This is a genomic window from Microbacterium sp. ET2, assembly GCF_030347395.1.
GTDB lineage: Bacteria > Actinomycetota > Actinomycetes > Actinomycetales > Microbacteriaceae > Microbacterium > Microbacterium albipurpureum.
The window spans coordinates 3,107,122-3,122,992 of sequence record NZ_CP128170.1; the positions used below are offsets into that span (position 1 = coordinate 3,107,122).

Annotated in this window: 13 protein-coding genes and 3 pseudogenes; 14 read left to right on the forward strand and 2 right to left on the reverse strand. The window is 70.2% G+C overall.

Annotated elements, in window-relative coordinates; all coding sequences use genetic code 11:
• Positions 1–438 precede the first annotated feature (438 nt).
• The 6 genes and pseudogenes from QSU92_RS15005 to rbfA all read left to right on the forward strand — a co-directional run.
• A pseudogene (locus QSU92_RS15005) lies at positions 439–555 on the forward strand (hypothetical protein); the annotation flags it as partial.
• Positions 556–1,243: 688 nt separating this feature from the next.
• On the forward strand, positions 1,244–1,900 hold the full coding sequence (locus QSU92_RS15010; RefSeq protein ID WP_289263065.1) for a lipase family protein: 657 nt from the start codon (positions 1,244–1,246) through the stop codon (positions 1,898–1,900).
• Positions 1,901–1,993: 93 nt separating this feature from the next.
• Positions 1,994–2,983, forward strand: coding sequence for a transcription termination factor NusA (gene nusA, locus QSU92_RS15015; RefSeq protein ID WP_289263067.1), 990 nt, complete (start codon positions 1,994–1,996; stop codon positions 2,981–2,983).
• Positions 2,984–3,080: 97 nt separating this feature from the next.
• Entirely contained in the window at positions 3,081–3,290 is a 210-nt protein-coding gene (locus QSU92_RS15020) for a YlxR family protein (protein WP_289263068.1), read from the forward strand.
• A 56-nt stretch (positions 3,291–3,346) separates the two neighbouring features.
• On the forward strand, positions 3,347–6,133 hold the full coding sequence (infB, locus tag QSU92_RS15025; protein WP_289263070.1) for a translation initiation factor IF-2: 2,787 nt from the start codon (positions 3,347–3,349) through the stop codon (positions 6,131–6,133).
• Positions 6,134–6,264: 131 nt separating this feature from the next.
• Positions 6,265–6,693 (forward strand): 30S ribosome-binding factor RbfA, encoded by a 429-nt coding sequence (gene rbfA, locus QSU92_RS15030; RefSeq protein WP_289263072.1) that lies wholly within the window; start codon positions 6,265–6,267, stop codon positions 6,691–6,693.
• Here the strand turns inward: rbfA and QSU92_RS15035 are convergent.
• Positions 6,663–7,559, reverse strand: a complete 897-nt coding sequence (locus QSU92_RS15035) for an HhH-GPD family protein (protein WP_289263074.1) — start codon at positions 7,557–7,559, stop codon at positions 6,663–6,665. The genes rbfA and QSU92_RS15035 overlap by 31 nt on opposite strands.
• Positions 7,560–7,619: 60 nt before the next feature.
• Here QSU92_RS15035 and QSU92_RS15040 point away from each other — a divergent pair, with 60 nt between their 5' ends.
• The 8 genes and pseudogenes from QSU92_RS15040 to QSU92_RS15075 all read left to right on the forward strand — a co-directional run bounded on the left by QSU92_RS15040 (position 7,620) and on the right by QSU92_RS15075 (position 14,431).
• Entirely contained in the window at positions 7,620–8,306 is a 687-nt protein-coding gene (locus QSU92_RS15040; protein WP_289263076.1) for a nucleoside/nucleotide kinase family protein, read from the forward strand.
• Positions 8,306–9,187 carry a tRNA pseudouridine(55) synthase TruB gene (gene truB, locus QSU92_RS15045; RefSeq protein WP_289263078.1) on the forward strand — a complete coding sequence of 294 codons (882 nt, stop codon included), beginning with the start codon at positions 8,306–8,308 and terminating at the stop codon, positions 9,185–9,187. The genes QSU92_RS15040 and truB overlap by 1 nt, the downstream gene beginning before the upstream one ends.
• The gene (locus QSU92_RS15050; RefSeq protein WP_289263079.1) at positions 9,184–9,552 is read left to right on the forward strand and encodes a hypothetical protein; all 369 of its coding nucleotides are present in this window, start codon (positions 9,184–9,186) and stop codon (positions 9,550–9,552) included. Before truB ends, QSU92_RS15050 begins: the two co-directional genes overlap by 4 nt.
• Positions 9,553–9,589: 37 nt before the next feature.
• Complete coding sequence (locus QSU92_RS15055; RefSeq protein WP_289263081.1) at positions 9,590–10,036, forward strand: hypothetical protein; 447 nt, start codon at positions 9,590–9,592, stop codon at positions 10,034–10,036.
• Positions 10,033–11,011, forward strand: a pseudogene (locus QSU92_RS15060) (bifunctional riboflavin kinase/FAD synthetase). Before QSU92_RS15055 ends, QSU92_RS15060 begins: the two are co-directional and overlap by 4 nt.
• Before the next feature lie 46 nt (positions 11,012–11,057).
• Positions 11,058–12,065, forward strand: coding sequence for a deoxyribose-phosphate aldolase (deoC, locus tag QSU92_RS15065; protein ID WP_289263084.1), 1,008 nt, complete (start codon positions 11,058–11,060; stop codon positions 12,063–12,065).
• Positions 12,066–12,151: 86 nt separating this feature from the next.
• Positions 12,152–13,556, forward strand: a pseudogene (locus tag QSU92_RS15070) (aldehyde dehydrogenase family protein).
• Between the two features lie 11 nt (positions 13,557–13,567).
• Positions 13,568–14,431 (forward strand): aldehyde dehydrogenase family protein, encoded by an 864-nt coding sequence (locus QSU92_RS15075; RefSeq protein WP_289263086.1) that lies wholly within the window; start codon positions 13,568–13,570, stop codon positions 14,429–14,431.
• Positions 14,432–14,443: 12 nt separating this feature from the next.
• Here the strand turns inward: QSU92_RS15075 and QSU92_RS15080 are convergent, their stop codons facing one another.
• Positions 14,444–15,826: an MFS transporter gene (locus QSU92_RS15080; RefSeq protein ID WP_289263088.1), complete on the reverse strand. Its 1,383-nt coding sequence runs from the start codon at positions 15,824–15,826 to the stop codon at positions 14,444–14,446.
• Between the last annotated feature and the right edge of the window lie 45 nt (positions 15,827–15,871).

Sequence of the window (15,871 nt, forward strand, 5' to 3'; positions counted from 1 at the left end):
GCGCGAGCATTGTCGCGCCGCCGTCGCGGTCCGAGGTTCCTCCCACCGAAGGCGAATAGGCTGGCGCGGGTGAGCGCCCACCCGAACCCGCGCCGCGTCCGGTGGCGAACGCTCGCGCATCTCGCCACCCACGCGCCGCCGTGGGTGTCGGTGGTGATCGGGGCGGGCGCCCTTCTGCTGGGCCTCCTCGTCGTCACGCGGCCGCTCACCTCCCTCGTGCTCCTGGCGGTCTACGTCGCCCTGAGCGCCCTGGCCACCGGGATCGCCGAGATCGTCCGCCCGAGGGAGCCGCGCGGGCTCTCGCGCGTGCTGGCGATCGTCTGGGTGGCGCTCGGTCTCGGCATCCTCCTGGGCCTGCGTGGCGCTCTGCAGATCCTTCCCGCCGCGATCGCCGTGCTGCTCTTCGTGGGTGGTCTGACCTCCCTCGCCGACGCCCTGATGCGCGGCCGTGCGAGCGAGCGCGTGCTTTCGGCGACCTGGGGTGCGAGTCAGATCGTCTTCGCCATCCTCTCCGTGACGTGGCCCGACGTCACCGTCCTCGTCGTCGCGGTGGTCTTCGGCGTCCGTACCATCGTCTTCGGGGCGACCCAGCTGGTGCGCGTCGTCCGTCAGGCGGCGCTGTCCTCCCGTGAGCGCGCGTCCGCGGACGGCGCGGCGCCGGAGTCCCCACGGCTGCGCGGGTGGCAGGCGGTGGGACGGTACGCCCTCTCGCTGCTCCTGGTGGCGGTCAGCGCCGGCGGCTGGTCGGTGAACGAGTGGTTGCAGGACGGCGCCCCGGTCGTGGATGCGTTCTACACCCCACCCGAGGTGGTGCCCTATGAGCACGGGCGGCTGATCCGCGCCGACGACTACTCCGGTCGTCTCCCGGCGGGAGGGGAGGTCACGCGGATCCTGTACACCACGAGGGATGCCGCGGGGCAGCCGGCCGTCGCGAGCGGTCTGGTCATCTCGCCGGTGGATCCGCCGCGGGGTGCGCGGCCGGTCGTGATGTGGCATCACGGCACGACGGGTGTCGCCCGCGGGTGCGCGCCGAGCCTCCGCGACGACGCCGCCACGCGGTGGGCGATCCCGGCACTGGAGGACGCCCTGGAGAAGGGGTGGGTGGTCGTCTCGACCGACTACTCGGGGCAGGGTGCCCCCGGTGTCTTCCCGTACCTCATCGGCACCGGCGAGGCGAGGTCGTCCTTGGACGCGGTTCTTGCCGCGCGCGAGGCTCGACGGGCTGATCCTGTCGAAGCGGACGATGGCCTGGGGGCATTCCCAGGGCGGGCATGCGGCCCTCTGGGCCGCTCAGATCGCGGACGACTACGCTCCCGACGTGGACGTCCTGGGAGTGGCGGCTCTCGCCCCGGCGGCGGAGCCGGCCGAACTGGCCGAAGAGCTCATCTCCGGCGAACCGAACGCGCTCCTGGCGATCCTCATCTCCTGGGTCCTCGTGCCGTACTCCGACACCTACGATGACGTCGAGCTCTCCCGGTATCTCGCCCCGGGCGCCGCCCCCATCGTCCGCGAGATGACGCAGCGCTGCCCGAGCGAACCGGGGGTGGTCGTCTCGGTCGCGACCGCGCTTGGCGTCTCCGCCGACAATCCGCTGTACGCCAGCGACCTCACGACGGGTCCCCTCGGGGAGCGTCTGGAGGCCAACGCCGCTTCCGGCCCGTGGGAGGTGCCGGTCCTCTTGGCGTGGGGGAGCGCCGACGAAGTGATCCCTCCCTCCCTCCAGGAGGACTTCCTCGCACGTTCCTGCGCTGCCGACAACCGCATGCGGACGCTGGTGTACGACGATTACGAGCACCTCCAGATCCTGCTGCCCGGATCGCGGTTCCTGCCCGTCCTCGTGCGCTGGAGCGATGAGCGGTTCCAGCTGCGCGAACTCGATCGCGACGATTGCGCGCGGTGACCGACCGACACCCGCGGGTGCCCCATCGGGTACCGTAGGAAGGATTCCGGAGCGGCTGGATGCCGGAGAGAGCTGAATAGAGGAGAGGGCATCGTGGATATCGATCTCGGATTGCTGCGCACCATCGAGCGGGAGAAGGAGATCCCCTTCGACGAGCTGCTGCGCATCATCGAGCAGGCGATCCTGACCGCCTATGCCAAGCACTCCTCGGCCACCGGTGAACTGCCTCAGGGCGCCCGCGCGCAGATCGACCGCAAGACCGGTCACGTGGCGATCTACCTGCCTCTCACCGACGAAGAGGGCGCGATCATCGGCGAGGAGGAGACCACTCCCGACGACTTCGGCCGCATCGCCGCCTTCGCCGCGAAGCAGGTCATCAGTCAGCGCCTGCGCGACATCGCCGACGACGCGGTGCTGGGGGAGTTCCGCGGCAAAGAGGGCGACATCGTCGCGGGCATCGTGCAGCAGGGGCCGAATCCCCGCATGGTGCACGTCGACCTCGGCACCGTCGAGGCGATCCTTCCTCCCGAGGAGCAGGTTCCCGGTGAGGACTACGCCCACGGGGCGCGCCTGCGCGTCTACGTCACCTCGGTGTCGAAGGGCACCAAGGGCCCCTCGATCACGGTGTCGCGCACGCACCCGGGTCTGGTCCGCAAGCTGTTCGCCCTCGAGGTGCCCGAGATCGCCGAGGGGCTGGTCGAGATCGTCTCGCTCGCGCGCGAGGCGGGCCACCGCACGAAGATCGCGGTCAAGGCCATCGATCCGACGGTCAATGCCAAGGGCGCCTGCATCGGCGAACTCGGTCGACGTGTGCGGGCGGTCACCGAAGAGCTCGGCGGGGAGAAGATCGACATCGTCGATTGGGACGGCGAGCTTGCGAAGTTCGTCGCGAACGCCCTCTCTCCCGCGAAGGTGACCTCCAGCTTCATCCTCGATTCGAACAGCAAGGCCGTCCGCGCGCTCGTCCCCGACTACCAGCTGTCGCTGGCCATCGGCAAGGAAGGGCAGAACGCACGTCTCGCGGCGAAGCTGACGGGCGCGAAGATCGACATCCAGCCCGACTCGATCCTGGAAGAGGGCTGATCCCGCACCGGGCCGGGGCCCGGCGAGGTGTACCATGGAACCCGTACGAATGTGCGTCGGATGCCGCGCGCGTGCTCCCCGGGCCACTCTTCTGAGGGTGGTGGCGGTCGATTCGGTTCTCATCCTCGATGAGCGCGCGTCGATGCCGGGGCGGGGCGCGTGGGTACACGACACACAGGAGTGCGTGGAGGCCGCGGTGCGGCGCCGCGCATTCATTCGCGCATTGCGGGTGTCAGGTGCGCTTGACACGAAAGCCCTCGAGAAACGGCTGAACGGCTATGGAAAAAAAGTGAACGGCTCGAAATGAGACCCGTCCGCGACTAACGGCCTGCCCTGTCTGGGTGGGCCCAGACAGGAGAATTTGTGGCTGCCAAACCACGCGTGCACGAGATCGCTTCCGAACTCGGCGTCGACAGCAAGGTCGCTCTGGCCAAGCTGAAGGAACTCGGCGAGTTCGTCAAGAGCCCCTCGTCGACCATCGAGCCCCCCGTGGCTCGCAAGCTCCGCGCTGCTCTGCAGGCGGACGGTGCCCCGACCCCCGCGGCGGGCGACACCAAGACCGCACCCGCCCGCCCCGCGGGTCGACCCGGTCCCTCACGTCCCGCGCCCTCGGCCAAGCCGTCGGCACCCGCGCCCGCTGCTCCGGCGGCGACGGCGGCCCCGGCTGCTCCGCAGTCGTCGCCGCGCCCTGCGGCGCCCGGCGCGCCGGCCCCTGCGGCCGAGCGTCCTGCCGCCGCGGCACCGGAGGCCCCGGCCTCCTCCGCACCCGCGCCTTCCCCGGCGGCACCGACCCCGCCCGCACCCCGGCCGGGTGGCGGCGCTCCGCGTCCGGGTGCACCGCGTCCGGGCAACAATCCCTTCTCCTCGCAGCAGGGGATGGGGCAGCGCCCCGCCGGCCCGCGTCCGGGCAACAATCCCTTCTCCTCGCAGCAGGGGATGGGGCAGCGCCCGACCCCCGGTAACATCCCGCGGCCGCAGGCTCCGCGTCCAGGTGCGCCGCGCCCCGGCGCGCCGCGTCCCGGTGGCGGCGGTCGTCCGGGTGGCGGCGGTCGTCCCGGCGCGCCCTTCCAGCAGCGTCCCGGTGGCGCCGGTCGTCCCGGCGGTGCCGGTGGCGGCGGGTTCCGCCCCGGTGCTCCCGCCGGCGGCGGCTTCGCCGGTCGCCCAGGTGGCGGCGGTGGCCGCGGTCGCGGCCCCGGTGGCGGTACCGCCGGTGCCTTCGGCAAGGGCGGCGGAAAGTCCAAGCAGCGCAAGTCGCGTCGGGCGAAGCGGCAGGAATTCGAGATGCGGTCGGCGCCGGTCGTCGGCGGCATCAACGTCCAGAAGGGCAACGGCGAGATCATCCGCCTGCGCCGCGGCGCGTCGATCTCGGACTTCGCGGACAAGCTCGAGGCGCTGCGCGGCTACACCGTCCAGCCCGGAACGCTCGTGACCATCCTGTTCAACCTCGGTGAGATGGCGACGGCGACCGAGTCTCTCGACGAAGCCACCTTCGAGGTGCTCGGCGAGGAGCTGGGCTACAAGATCCAGATGGTCTCGCCCGAGGACGAGGACAAGGAGCTCCTCGAGGGCTTCGGTCTCGACCTCGATGCAGAACTCGAGGCCGAGAGCGAAGAGGACCTGGAGATCCGTCCCCCGGTCGTGACCGTCATGGGTCACGTCGACCACGGTAAGACGCGACTGCTCGACGCCATCCGTCAGACCAACGTGGTCGCCGGTGAGGCCGGTGGCATCACCCAGCACATCGGCGCCTACCAGGTGTGGACCGAGCACGACAGCATCGAGCGCGCGATCACCTTCATCGACACGCCGGGTCACGAGGCCTTCACCGCTATGCGTGCCCGTGGTGCGCAGGTGACCGACCTTGCGATCCTCGTGGTCGCCGCCGACGACGGCATCATGCCGCAGACGGTGGAGGCGCTGAACCACGCCCAGGCGGCGAACGTGCCGATCGTGGTCGCGGTGAACAAGATCGACAAGCCCGAGGCGAACCCGGCCAAGGTCCGCCAGCAGCTGACCGAGTACGGTCTGGTGGCCGAGGAGTACGGCGGCGACGTGATGTTCGTCGACGTGTCGGCGCGCAACAACATCGGCATTCAGGACCTCCTGGATGCGGTGCTGCTGACCGCCGATGCGGGACTGGACCTCACCGCCAACCCGAACAAGGCCGCCCGCGGTGTCGCCATCGAAGCCAAGCTCGACAAGGGCCGCGGTTCGGTCGCGACGGTGCTCATCCAGTCCGGAACCCTCCGGGTGGGCGACGCGATCGTGGCGGGCACCGCCTACGGCCGCGTCCGCGCGATGATCGACGAGAACGGCGAGCCGGTCGAGGAGGCCTACCCCTCGCGACCCGTTCAGGTTCAGGGGCTCAACTCCGTCCCCCGTGCCGGCGACGTCTTCATCGTCACCGAGGAAGACCGCACGGCCCGGCAGATCGCTGAGAAGCGTGAAGCCGCAGAGCGAAACGCCGCCCTGGCGAAGGCGCGCAAGCGCATCTCGCTCGAGGACTTCACCCGTGCGCTGGAAGAGGGCAAGGTCGAGTCGCTCAACCTCATCATCAAGGGTGACGTCTCCGGTGCCGTCGAGGCGCTGGAGGAGTCGCTGCTGAAGATCGAGGTCGACGACAGCGTCCAGTTGCGCATCATCCACCGCGGCGTCGGCGCAATCACCGAGTCGGACATCAACCTGGCCACGATCGACAACGCGATCGTGATCGGCTTCAACGTCCGTCCCGACACCAAGGCGCGCGAGCGCGCCGCGCGCGAGGGTGTGGACGTGCGGTTCTACTCGGTCATCTACAACGCGATCGACGACGTCGAGCAGTCGCTGACGGGCATGCTCAAGCCGGAGTTCGAAGAGGTCCAGTCGGGTGTGGCCGAGATCCGCGAGGTGTTCCGCTCCTCGAAGTTCGGCAACATCGCCGGTGTGATCGTCCGCTCCGGCACGATCACGCGCAACGCCAAGGCGCGGGTCATCCGCGACGGCGTCGTGATCGCCGATGGGCTCGCCATCGAGTCGCTGCGCCGGTTCAAGGATGACGTCACCGAGGTCCGCACGGACTTCGAGGCCGGTATCGGACTGGGCAAGTACAACGACATCCAGATCGGCGACGAGATCGAGACAACCGAGATGGTGGAGAAGCCGCGCGGCTGATCCGCCACGCTGCGGCGAGGGATGCCTCATCGACAACGGGAACCCGCAAGACCCCGACCGTCGACGAGGCATCCCTCGCCTCCGCTCCCACCGATCATCACCGGGGGAGTGGGGAGAGAAAGAGGAATGAAATGGCTGGGGAACGACAGGCTCGACTGGCGGACCGCATCAAGGTGCTGATCGCCGAGCGACTCGAGAAGGGTCTGCGCGACCCCCGGTTGGGGTTCGTCACGATCACCGATGTAAAGGTGACCGGCGACCTGCAGCACGCCTCGGTGTTCTACACCGTGCTCGGCGACGAGGAAGCTCGCCTGGCCTCCGGTGAGGCCCTGCGCCGGGCCACGGGCATGCTCCGCAGCGAAGTCGGCCGGGGCCTGGGCGTCCGGCTCACCCCGACCCTGGAGTTCATCCCCGACGCGCTCCCCGAGAACGCGGGCCACATCGAAGACCTCCTCCGTCAGGCGCGCGAGCGCGACCAGGCGGTGGCGGGACTTGCGTCCTCCGCGAGCTACGCCGGCGAAGCCGACCCCTACGTCAAGCCGCGCGACGACGAGGACTGACCCCGCACGGGAAGACGCAGCATCCCCGCGGATGCCTCCACGAGGCCATCCGACACGAGCGAGTCGATCGCGCGGTCGCGCTGCAGGGCGTCCGGCCAGTCCGCGAGCACCGATTCCTGGGGCACGTCGTGCGCGGCGTCCCTCAGCGTCTTCAGCACCGCTCCGCGCGCCTGCCGGTCGCTGCCCTCGTAACGCGCCTGGCGCCGGCGCACGTCTCCGGTGTCGGGGTGCCCCGCCGTCCGCCACGCGCACATCGCCGACAGCGGACAGTCCGCGCACCGTGGTGCCCGTGCGGTGCAGACCATCGCACCGAGCTCCATCGCGGCCGCGTTGACGGTCGCGGCCGCGTCGTCATCGGGCGGCAGGATCGCCTCCATCGCCGACAGGTCACGACGCGCAGGGGGCCCCGGCTGCGAACGACCCGCCACGGCGCGGGCGAGCACCCGACGTGTGTTGGTGTCCACCACGGGGTGACGCCTGCCGTACGCGAAGACCGCCACAGCCCGCGCGGTGTAGTCGCCGATCCCGGTCAGCGAAAGGAGCGCATCGACATCCTGCGGCACGACTCCGCCGTGTCGGTCGCGGATCTCGGTGGCGGCGCGGTGCAGCCAGAGCGCACGCCGCGGGTACCCGAGGTTCGCCCACTGCCGCACCGCCTCTGCCGGAGGATCGGCGGCGAGGTCTGCCGGGGCGGGCCAGCGCGCGAGCCACGCCTCCAGATGGGGGATGACGCGGGTCACCGGCGTCTGCTGCAGCATGAACTCCGACACCAGCGTGCCCCAGGCGGGAAAGCCGGGGCGCCGCCACGGCAGGTCGCGCGCGTTGTCGCGGTACCACGCGATGAGCGGCGTGGCGAGGTCGGGCATGGCGATCAGCCTAGACAGACCCGCGCGGTGCGCGGGTCGCGCGGTCGTAGGCTGAGTGCCATGCAGTTGCCCGTCACACCGGCCACCACACTGTGGCGGTCGCTTCGCGATGAGGTGCGCCAGCACTACCGCGCGGGGCGCATCATCCTCGCCGTCGACGGCATAGACGGTGCCGGCAAGACCACGTTCGCCGACCACCTCGCCACCGTCTTCGCCGAGGACGGCTCCGCCGTCTTCCGTGCATCGATCGACGGCTTCCACCGTCCTCGCACCGAGCGCTACGCCCGGGGGCGCACGTCGCCCGAAGGCTTCTATCGTGACTCCTTCGACTACGCCACCTTCCGGCGGGTGCTCATCGAGCCGTTCCGCGACGGCGCGCAGACCAGCGGCGCCACGGGCTTCCAACTCGCGGCGTTCGACCACCGTCGCGACGCCCCGGTCGAGGCCGAGTGGGTCACGGCGCCGCGCGACGCCGTGCTCATCGTCGACGGGGTGTTCCTCCTGCGCCCCGAGCTCCGAGGCATCTGGCACTGGTCGGTCTGGCTCGACGTGCCGATCGACGTCGCCGCCGCACGCGTTGCCGCCCGCGACGGCAGCGATCCGGATCCGTGGTCGCCCTGGAACGCCCGCTACCGCGAGGGGCAGGAGCTCTACCTGCAGGACGCCGATCCGCGCGCCGAGGCCTCGGCGATCGTCGACAACACCGATCCCGAGCGTCTCCGCCGCGCCTGGGCGGACTCCTGCTGATGGCGGGCATCCTCCTCGTGGACAAGCCCCCCGGCATCACCAGCCACGACGTCGTCGCCCGCGCTCGACGCGCACGGGGGACGCGCAAGATCGGCCATGCCGGGACCCTCGACCCGATGGCCACGGGGCTCCTGGTGCTGGGGGTGGATGCCGCCACGCGCCTGCTCACCTTCGTCGTCGGGCTCGACAAGACCTACGAGGCCACCATCCGCCTCGGCGAGACGACCACCACAGACGACGCCGACGGGGAGACCACGGCGGTGACGGATTCCTCGGGGGTGAGCGCCGACGAGATCGAGACGCACCTGTCGCCACTCCGCGGCACCATCTCGCAGGTTCCGAGCACCTACTCCGCCATCAAGGTCGACGGGCGGCGGGCCTACGACCTGGCGCGCTCCGGGCAGGAGGTCCAGCTGGCGGCACGCGAGGTGACGGTGACCCGTCTCGAGGTCACCGACGAGCGCCGCACCGGCACCGTGGTCGATCTCGACGTGACAGTGGACTGCTCAAGCGGAACGTACATCCGCTCCCTTGCGCGCGACCTCGGCGTCGCCCTCGGCGTGGGCGGCCATCTCACAGCCCTGCGTCGCACACGCATCGGTCCCTTCCACATCGGCGACGCGGTCGGCGTCGAGGACCTGGTCGAGGCATCACCCTGGCCCCCGGCAGAGGCCGCCGCAGCGGTGCTCGGCGCTCTCGGCGTCACCGCCGCGCAAGCCCGAGACCTTCGCCACGGCAAACGGCTGGCCGGGATCGCCTCGGCTCTCCCCGGTCCCCGTGCCGCGGCGATCGACCCCGACGGGGCGTTGGTTGGAATCGTCGAACGCCGAGGAGACGACATCAAGAGCGTCGTCAACATGCCCGAGGAGGTCGCGGGATGATCCTGTGGTTCACCCTGATCCAGGTCGCGGTCGCCGTCGCGGCGGGGCTGCTCGGCGTCATCCTCGGTCTTGCCGGACGCCGACCGAGCGACGTCACCGTCGGGGCGATGGCGCTGGTCGAAGTGCTGCTGATCGTGCAGATCGTCGTCGCGATCATCGCGCCCTTCGCCGGCAACCAACCCAGCGGCAGCCTGCTGGAGTTCTGGGTCTACCTCGTCTCGGCGGCCCTCCTTCCGCCCGCGGGTGTCGCCTGGGCCCTCGTGGAACGCAGCCGGTGGAGCACGGTGATCATGGGCGTCGCAGCACTCGCCGTGGCGGTCATGGTCTGGCGGATGCAGGTGATCTGGACCATCCAGCTCGCCTGAGCGTCCGGGGGACGACGAACGTAGGATGGAGGACGCCATGATCTCGACCCCCCGCACCCGCATGACCGGCGTCGGCCGCGTCCTCGTCATCGTCTACGGCATCATGGCGCTCGCCGCCACCGGGCGGTCCTTCGTCCAGATCGTCCGCGAGTTCGACGAGGCGCCGCTGGCCTACTCCCTCTCGGCGCTCGCGGCGGTGGTCTACATCCTCGCCACGCTGGCACTGATCTTCTCCGGGTCGCGCACCTGGTACCGCGTCGCCTGGGTCGCGATCTGCTTCGAGCTCGCGGGGGTGCTCATCATCGGCACGCTCAGCTTCGTCCTCCCCGCCCTGTTCGCCCACCCCACCGTCTGGTCGTGGTTCGGAGCGGGGTATCTGCTGATCCCCCTGGTGCTGCCCTTCCTCGGACTCTGGTGGCTGATCCTGCACCGGCCCGCCGTTCGCCCGGCTGCGGCGGCCCGCGCCGACGCGGTGGCGCGATGATCGTCTTCCGCAGCCCGGAGGACATCCCCACCGGCTACGGGCCCTCCGTCGTCGCCATCGGCAAGTTCGACGGCGTGCACGCCGGTCACCGCGCACTCATCGAGCGGGCCAGGGTCAACGCCGCCACCATGGGCACGCCGGTCGTCGCGGTGACCTTCGATCGCAATCCGCTCGCGCTCCTGCGTCCCGACCTGTGCCCGGTGAGCCTCGTCGGACCCGACCAGAAGCTCAGGCTGCTGGCGGAGGCGGGGGTCGATGCCACGCTGATGTTGACGTTCGACCGCGAGCTCGCCGACCTCGAGCCGCGCCGGTTCGTCCAGACGCTCCTGGTCGACGCCCTCGGGGTTGCGATGCTGCTGGTCGGTCGTGACTTCCGGTTCGGCCGGGGCGGTGCGGGAGACGTGACGCTCCTGGAGGAGGCTCGCGGCCGAGCACGGCTTCTCCCTCCAGGTCGTCGACGACGTCCGCGCCATCGAGGGTGAGCGTCGTGTGTCGTCGACGTGGATCCGCGAACTCCTCGAAGTCGGCGACGTCGAGACGGCGGCGAAGCTCCTCGGGCGAGCCCCGTCGGTGCGGGGGGAGGTCGTGCACGGACTCAAGCGGGGGAGGGAGCTCGGCTACCCCACCGCCAACCTGTCCGCGGATCGCGAAGGATACGTCCCCGCCGACGGGGTCTACGCCGGCTGGCTCGTGGATGAGGGGGCGATCGCGGCGGGTGCTCCCGAAGGTCCACGCAGCAGCATCCGCTATCCCGCCGCCATCAGCATCGGAACCAACCCCACCTTCGACGACGTCACCGGTCGGCAGGTGGAGGCGTACGTCCTCGACGAGACCGATCTCGACCTTTACGGTCACCGGGTCGAGGTGCAGTTCAGTCATCGGATCCGGGCCATGGGCGCCTTCGAGGGAATCCCGCAGCTCATCGCGCAGATGGCCGACGACGTCGACCGTGTGCGTGCGGCGCTGACGGTCTAGGCTTGAGGTTTGCCCGACCGCAGGCAAACCGGGAAAGGGAAAGGCCATGAGCCGCACCGAACTTCAGACGCTCGCCGAGCGCGCCGTCGATCTCCTCGGCGGAGAACCGGACGACACCACCCTCCGGCGCTACCTCCACGGGCTCCCCGGCGTCGACGCCGTCGGGCTCGAGCAGCGCGCTGCGGCCCTCGCGACGCGCTCGATCAAGACGACCTCCAAGGCCTGGGCGCTGGACCGCATCATCGAACTGATCGACCTCACGACCCTCGAGGGTGCCGACACTCCGGGCAAGGTCCGCTCCCTCGTCGCCAAGGCGCTCACCCCGGATCCGACCGACCCCACCTGTCCTCGTGTGGCAGCCGTCTGCGTCTACGGCGACATGGTTCAAGGCGCCGTCGCCGCCCTCGGCGCCGCGCACGGCGACCCCGACGACGGCCTGATCAGCGTCGCGGCCGTGGCCACCGCGTTCCCGAGCGGCCGCTCGTCGCTGGCCATCAAGCTCGCCGACACCGCCGAGGCGGTGTCGGCAGGCGCAGACGAGATCGACATGGTGATCGACCGCGGTGCGTTCCTCTCCGGCCGTTACGGTCTGGTCTTCGACCAGATCGTGCAGGTCAAGCAGGCGTGCCGTCGCGCTGACGGCAGCTCCGCATCGCTGAAGGTCATCCTCGAGACCGGGGAGTTGAACACCTACGACAACATCAAGCGCGCCTCGTGGCTGGCGGTCCTCGCCGGAGCGGACTTCATCAAGACCTCCACCGGCAAGGTGCAGCCCGCCGCCACGCGCCCGACGACCCTCCTCATGCTCGAGGTGGTGCGCGACTGGTATCGCGCCACCGGGCAGCGGGTGGGGGTCAAACCCGCCGGCGGCATCCGCACCGCCAAGGACGCCATCGCCTATCTGGTGCTCGTCGCCGAGACGGTGGGGGAGGAGTGGCTTCAGCCGCACCTGTTCCGCTACGGAGCGTCGTCGCTGCTGAACGATGTCCTCCGCCAGCGGCAGAAGCTGCGCACCGGGCACTACACCGGCGCCGACTACGTCACGATCGACTGAGGAGACACGGATGACCCGCGAGGCTCGACACCACGAAAGAATCCACGTCCTTCCTCGACTACGCCCCGGCGCCCGAGTCCCGGTCGATCCTCACCCTGCAGGACGAGTACGGGCTCTTCGTCGACGGCGAGTTCCGCCCAGGATCAGGGCCGGCGTTCGACACCGTGTCACCGGCCGACGAGAAGCGCATCGCCACGGTGGCACACGCGGACGACGCCGACGTCGACGCCGCCGTCACCGCCGCGCGCCGCGCCTTCGACAAGACCTGGTCGGCCATGTCGGGGCGCGACCGCGGGAAGTATCTCTTCCGCATCGCCCGCCTCATCCAGGAGCGCGCCCGCGAGCTCGCTGTCGCCGAGAGCCTCGACAACGGCAAGCCCATCAAGGAGAGCCGTGACGTCGACATCCCGCAGGTCGCCGCGTGGTTCTTCTACTACGCGGGATGGGCGGACAAGCTCGACTACGCCGGCGCCGGCGCGAACCCCCGCCCGCTCGGGGTCGCCGCCCAGGTGATCCCGTGGAACTTCCCGCTGCTCATGCTCGCGTGGAAGGTCGCCCCGGCCCTGGCCGCCGGAAACACCGTCGTGCTCAAGCCCGCCGAGACCACCCCGCTGTCGGCGCTGCTCTTCGCGGAGATCCTGCAGCAGGCCGACCTTCCGCCGGGCGTGGTCAACATCATCACCGGCGCGGGGGCGACGGGGGCGGCGCTCGTGCGTCATCCCGATGTCGACAAGGTGGCCTTCACCGGTTCGACCGCCGTCGGACGCGAGATCGCCCGCGCTGTGGCCGGCACCCCCAAGAAGCTCACCCTCGAGCTCGGCGGCAAGGCGGCGAACATCGTCTTCGAGGACGCGCCGATCGATCAGGCCATCGAGGGGATCGTCAACGGGATCTTCTTCAATCAGGGTCACGTCTGCTGCGCAGGCAGTCGACTGCTCGTGCAGGAGTCCATCCACGACGAGGTCGTCGACCGGCTGAAGGCGCGCCTGTCGACCCTGCGTCTCGGCGACCCGCTGGACAAGAACACCGACATCGGCGCGATCAACTCCCGGGAGCAGCTGGACCGCATCCGCGAGGCTCAGCCGCATCGGCGAGGAGGAGGGCGCCGAGCGCTGGAGCGCGGACTGCGTCATCCCCGACAACGGCTTCTGGTTCCCGCCGACGATCTTCACCGGCGTCCAGACCAGCCACCGCATCGCGCGTGACGAGATCTTCGGGCCGGTGCTGTCGGTGCTGACCTTCCGCACCCCTGCGGAGGCCATCGAGAAGGCCAACAACACCCCTTACGGTCTCTCGGCCGGCATCTGGAGCGACAAGGGGTCGCGCATCCTCGCCGTCGCGGATCGCCTGCGCGCGGGTGTCGTGTGGACCAATACCTTCAACCGCTTCGACCCGTCGAGCCCGTTCGGCGGCTACAAGGAATCCGGTTACGGACGCGAAGGCGGCCGCCACGGGCTGCTGGCGTATCTGAAGAGCACCGCGAACAGCTGAGGACCGAGGACATGACACAGCGTTTGACCGTTCCCAAGACCTACAAGCTCTTCATCGGCGGTGCGTTCCCCCGCAGCGAATCCGGGCGTACCTACGAGGTCCGCTCACCCGGCGGCGCCTTCCTCGCCAATGCGGCGCAGGCCTCGCGGAAGGATGCCCGCGACGCGGTGGGTGCCGCCGTCGGTGCCGCGAAGACCTGGTCGGGCGCCACCGCGTACAACCGCGGTCAGGTGCTGTACCGCGTCGCCGAGGTGCTCGAGGGCCGTCGCGGCCAGTTCGTCGACGAGATCATCGCGCAGACCGGACTGTCGCAGTCCACGGCGGCTGCCGAGGTCGACGAAGCCATCGACCGGTGGGTCTGGTACGCCGGCTGGTGCGACAAGTTCGCCCAGGTCACGGGCAACGCCAACCCGGTGGCAGGGCCCTACTTCAACCTGTCGGTGCCCGAGCCGACGGGAGTGGTGGGTGTCATCGCGCCGCAGGACACCGCCCTGGTCGGACTCGTCTCGGCGATCGCGCCGGCCCTCGTCGCCGGCAACAGCGTGGTCGTCGTCGCCTCGGAGTCGTTCCCGCTCTCGGCCGTCAGCCTCGCCGAGGTGCTGGCCACCTCGGATGTGCCCGGCGGTGTCGTCAACGTCCTGACCGGGTCGCCTGCCGAGATCGCGCCGTGGCTGGCGGGTCACCCCGACGTGCACGCGCTCGACCTGGTCGGCGCGGGAGAGATCGACTGGGTCGACCTGCAGGTGAAGGCGGCAGAGACGCTCACGCGCGTGCTTCCGCCCGAGCAGGGACCGGATGCCGCGGCGCCGAGCCTCGAGCGGATCAGCGCCTTCACCGAGGTGAAGACGGTCTGGCACACCAAGAGCCTCGTCTGACGTCCGCCCGCCTCACCTGACCTCCGCCGGGCTGTCATTCGCTGCCGGATTGCGGATCCCGAGCCACGACACCGCCCCGCCGATGGCGAGGAACACCGCGGTCACGATCGCGGCGCGGTGGAAGCCGTCGAGATCGAGCGAGCCACCCACGATGGTGCCGAGGGCGGCGATCACCAGCAGACCCGCGACGCGGGCGACGGCGTTGTTCACCGCCGAGGCGATCCCGGAGCGTGAGCTGTCGATCGCGCCGAGGATGGCGGAGGTGAGGGGGGAGACGGTCGCGGCGAGCCCCACACCGAAGATCACGACGCTGGGAAGCACCTGCCACCAGTAGTCGAAGTCCTCCGAGACGGTCAGGAGCAGAAGGGCGCCCACGGCCATCAGCAGTGGTCCGACCGTCATGAACAGGCGCGGGCCGATCCTGCCGGCGAGCGCACCGATGCGCGAGCTCAGCACGATGAGCAGCACGGTGCTCGGGAGCATCGCCAACCCCGCAAGGGTCGCGGGGAGCCCGGCGCCCTGCTGCAGATACACCCCGACCACGAAGCCGTTCAACGACAGCGCGCCGTAGATGAAGGCGGTGGCGATGTTGCCGGTCCAGAAGTTGCGGACGCGGAAGAGCCCGAGCGGCATCATGGGACTTCGCGCCACGCGCTGTCGCACGAGGAACCCGGCGAAGGAGAGGATGCCGACGACCAGCGTCGTCCAGATGAGGGGTGAGGACCACCCGAGGTTCGGCTGCTCGATGAGGGCGAACACCACCCCGCCGAGCCCGACGGCGCACATCACCGCGCCCGCCCAGTCGACGCTGCGAGTGGGGTCGCGCTTCTCGGCCAGGCCCATCTGCGGAAGGAGGAAGAGCGTGACCGCGATGGGGAGGACGTTGATCAGGAAGGCCAGGCGCCAGGACAGCAGATCGACGAAGACACCGCCCAGGAGAGGGCCGACGAGCATCGCCGCCGTCGTCGCGCCTGTCCACGTTCCGATGGCACGCGCCTGCGCGGGACCGCGGAAGGTCGCAGTGATGAGGGCGAGCGAGCTGGGCACGAGCAGGGCACCGGCGACCCCCTGGAGCCCGCGCGCGACGATGAGGAACTCCGCCGTGGGAGCCGCGGCGATCGCGACGGAGGTCACTCCGAACCCGATGAGTCCCCACACCAGCACCACGACCCGGCCGAACACGTCGCTGAGGGAACCCGCGACGAGGATGAGCGCACCGAGCGTGATGAGGTACGCATCCACCACCCACTGCTGGGTGGCGAGTCCTCCGCCGAGCTCTTCGGCGATGGCGGGAAGGGCGACCGTGACCACGGTGCTGTCGAGGAAGGCCACGAACGACGCGAGGATGGCGACGAGGAGAACGACACGCTCGCGTGTCGCCGGCTGATCGGTCACGCGCTCACCCTACTCCCGCGGGTATCGTCGAGATCCGACGGGGAA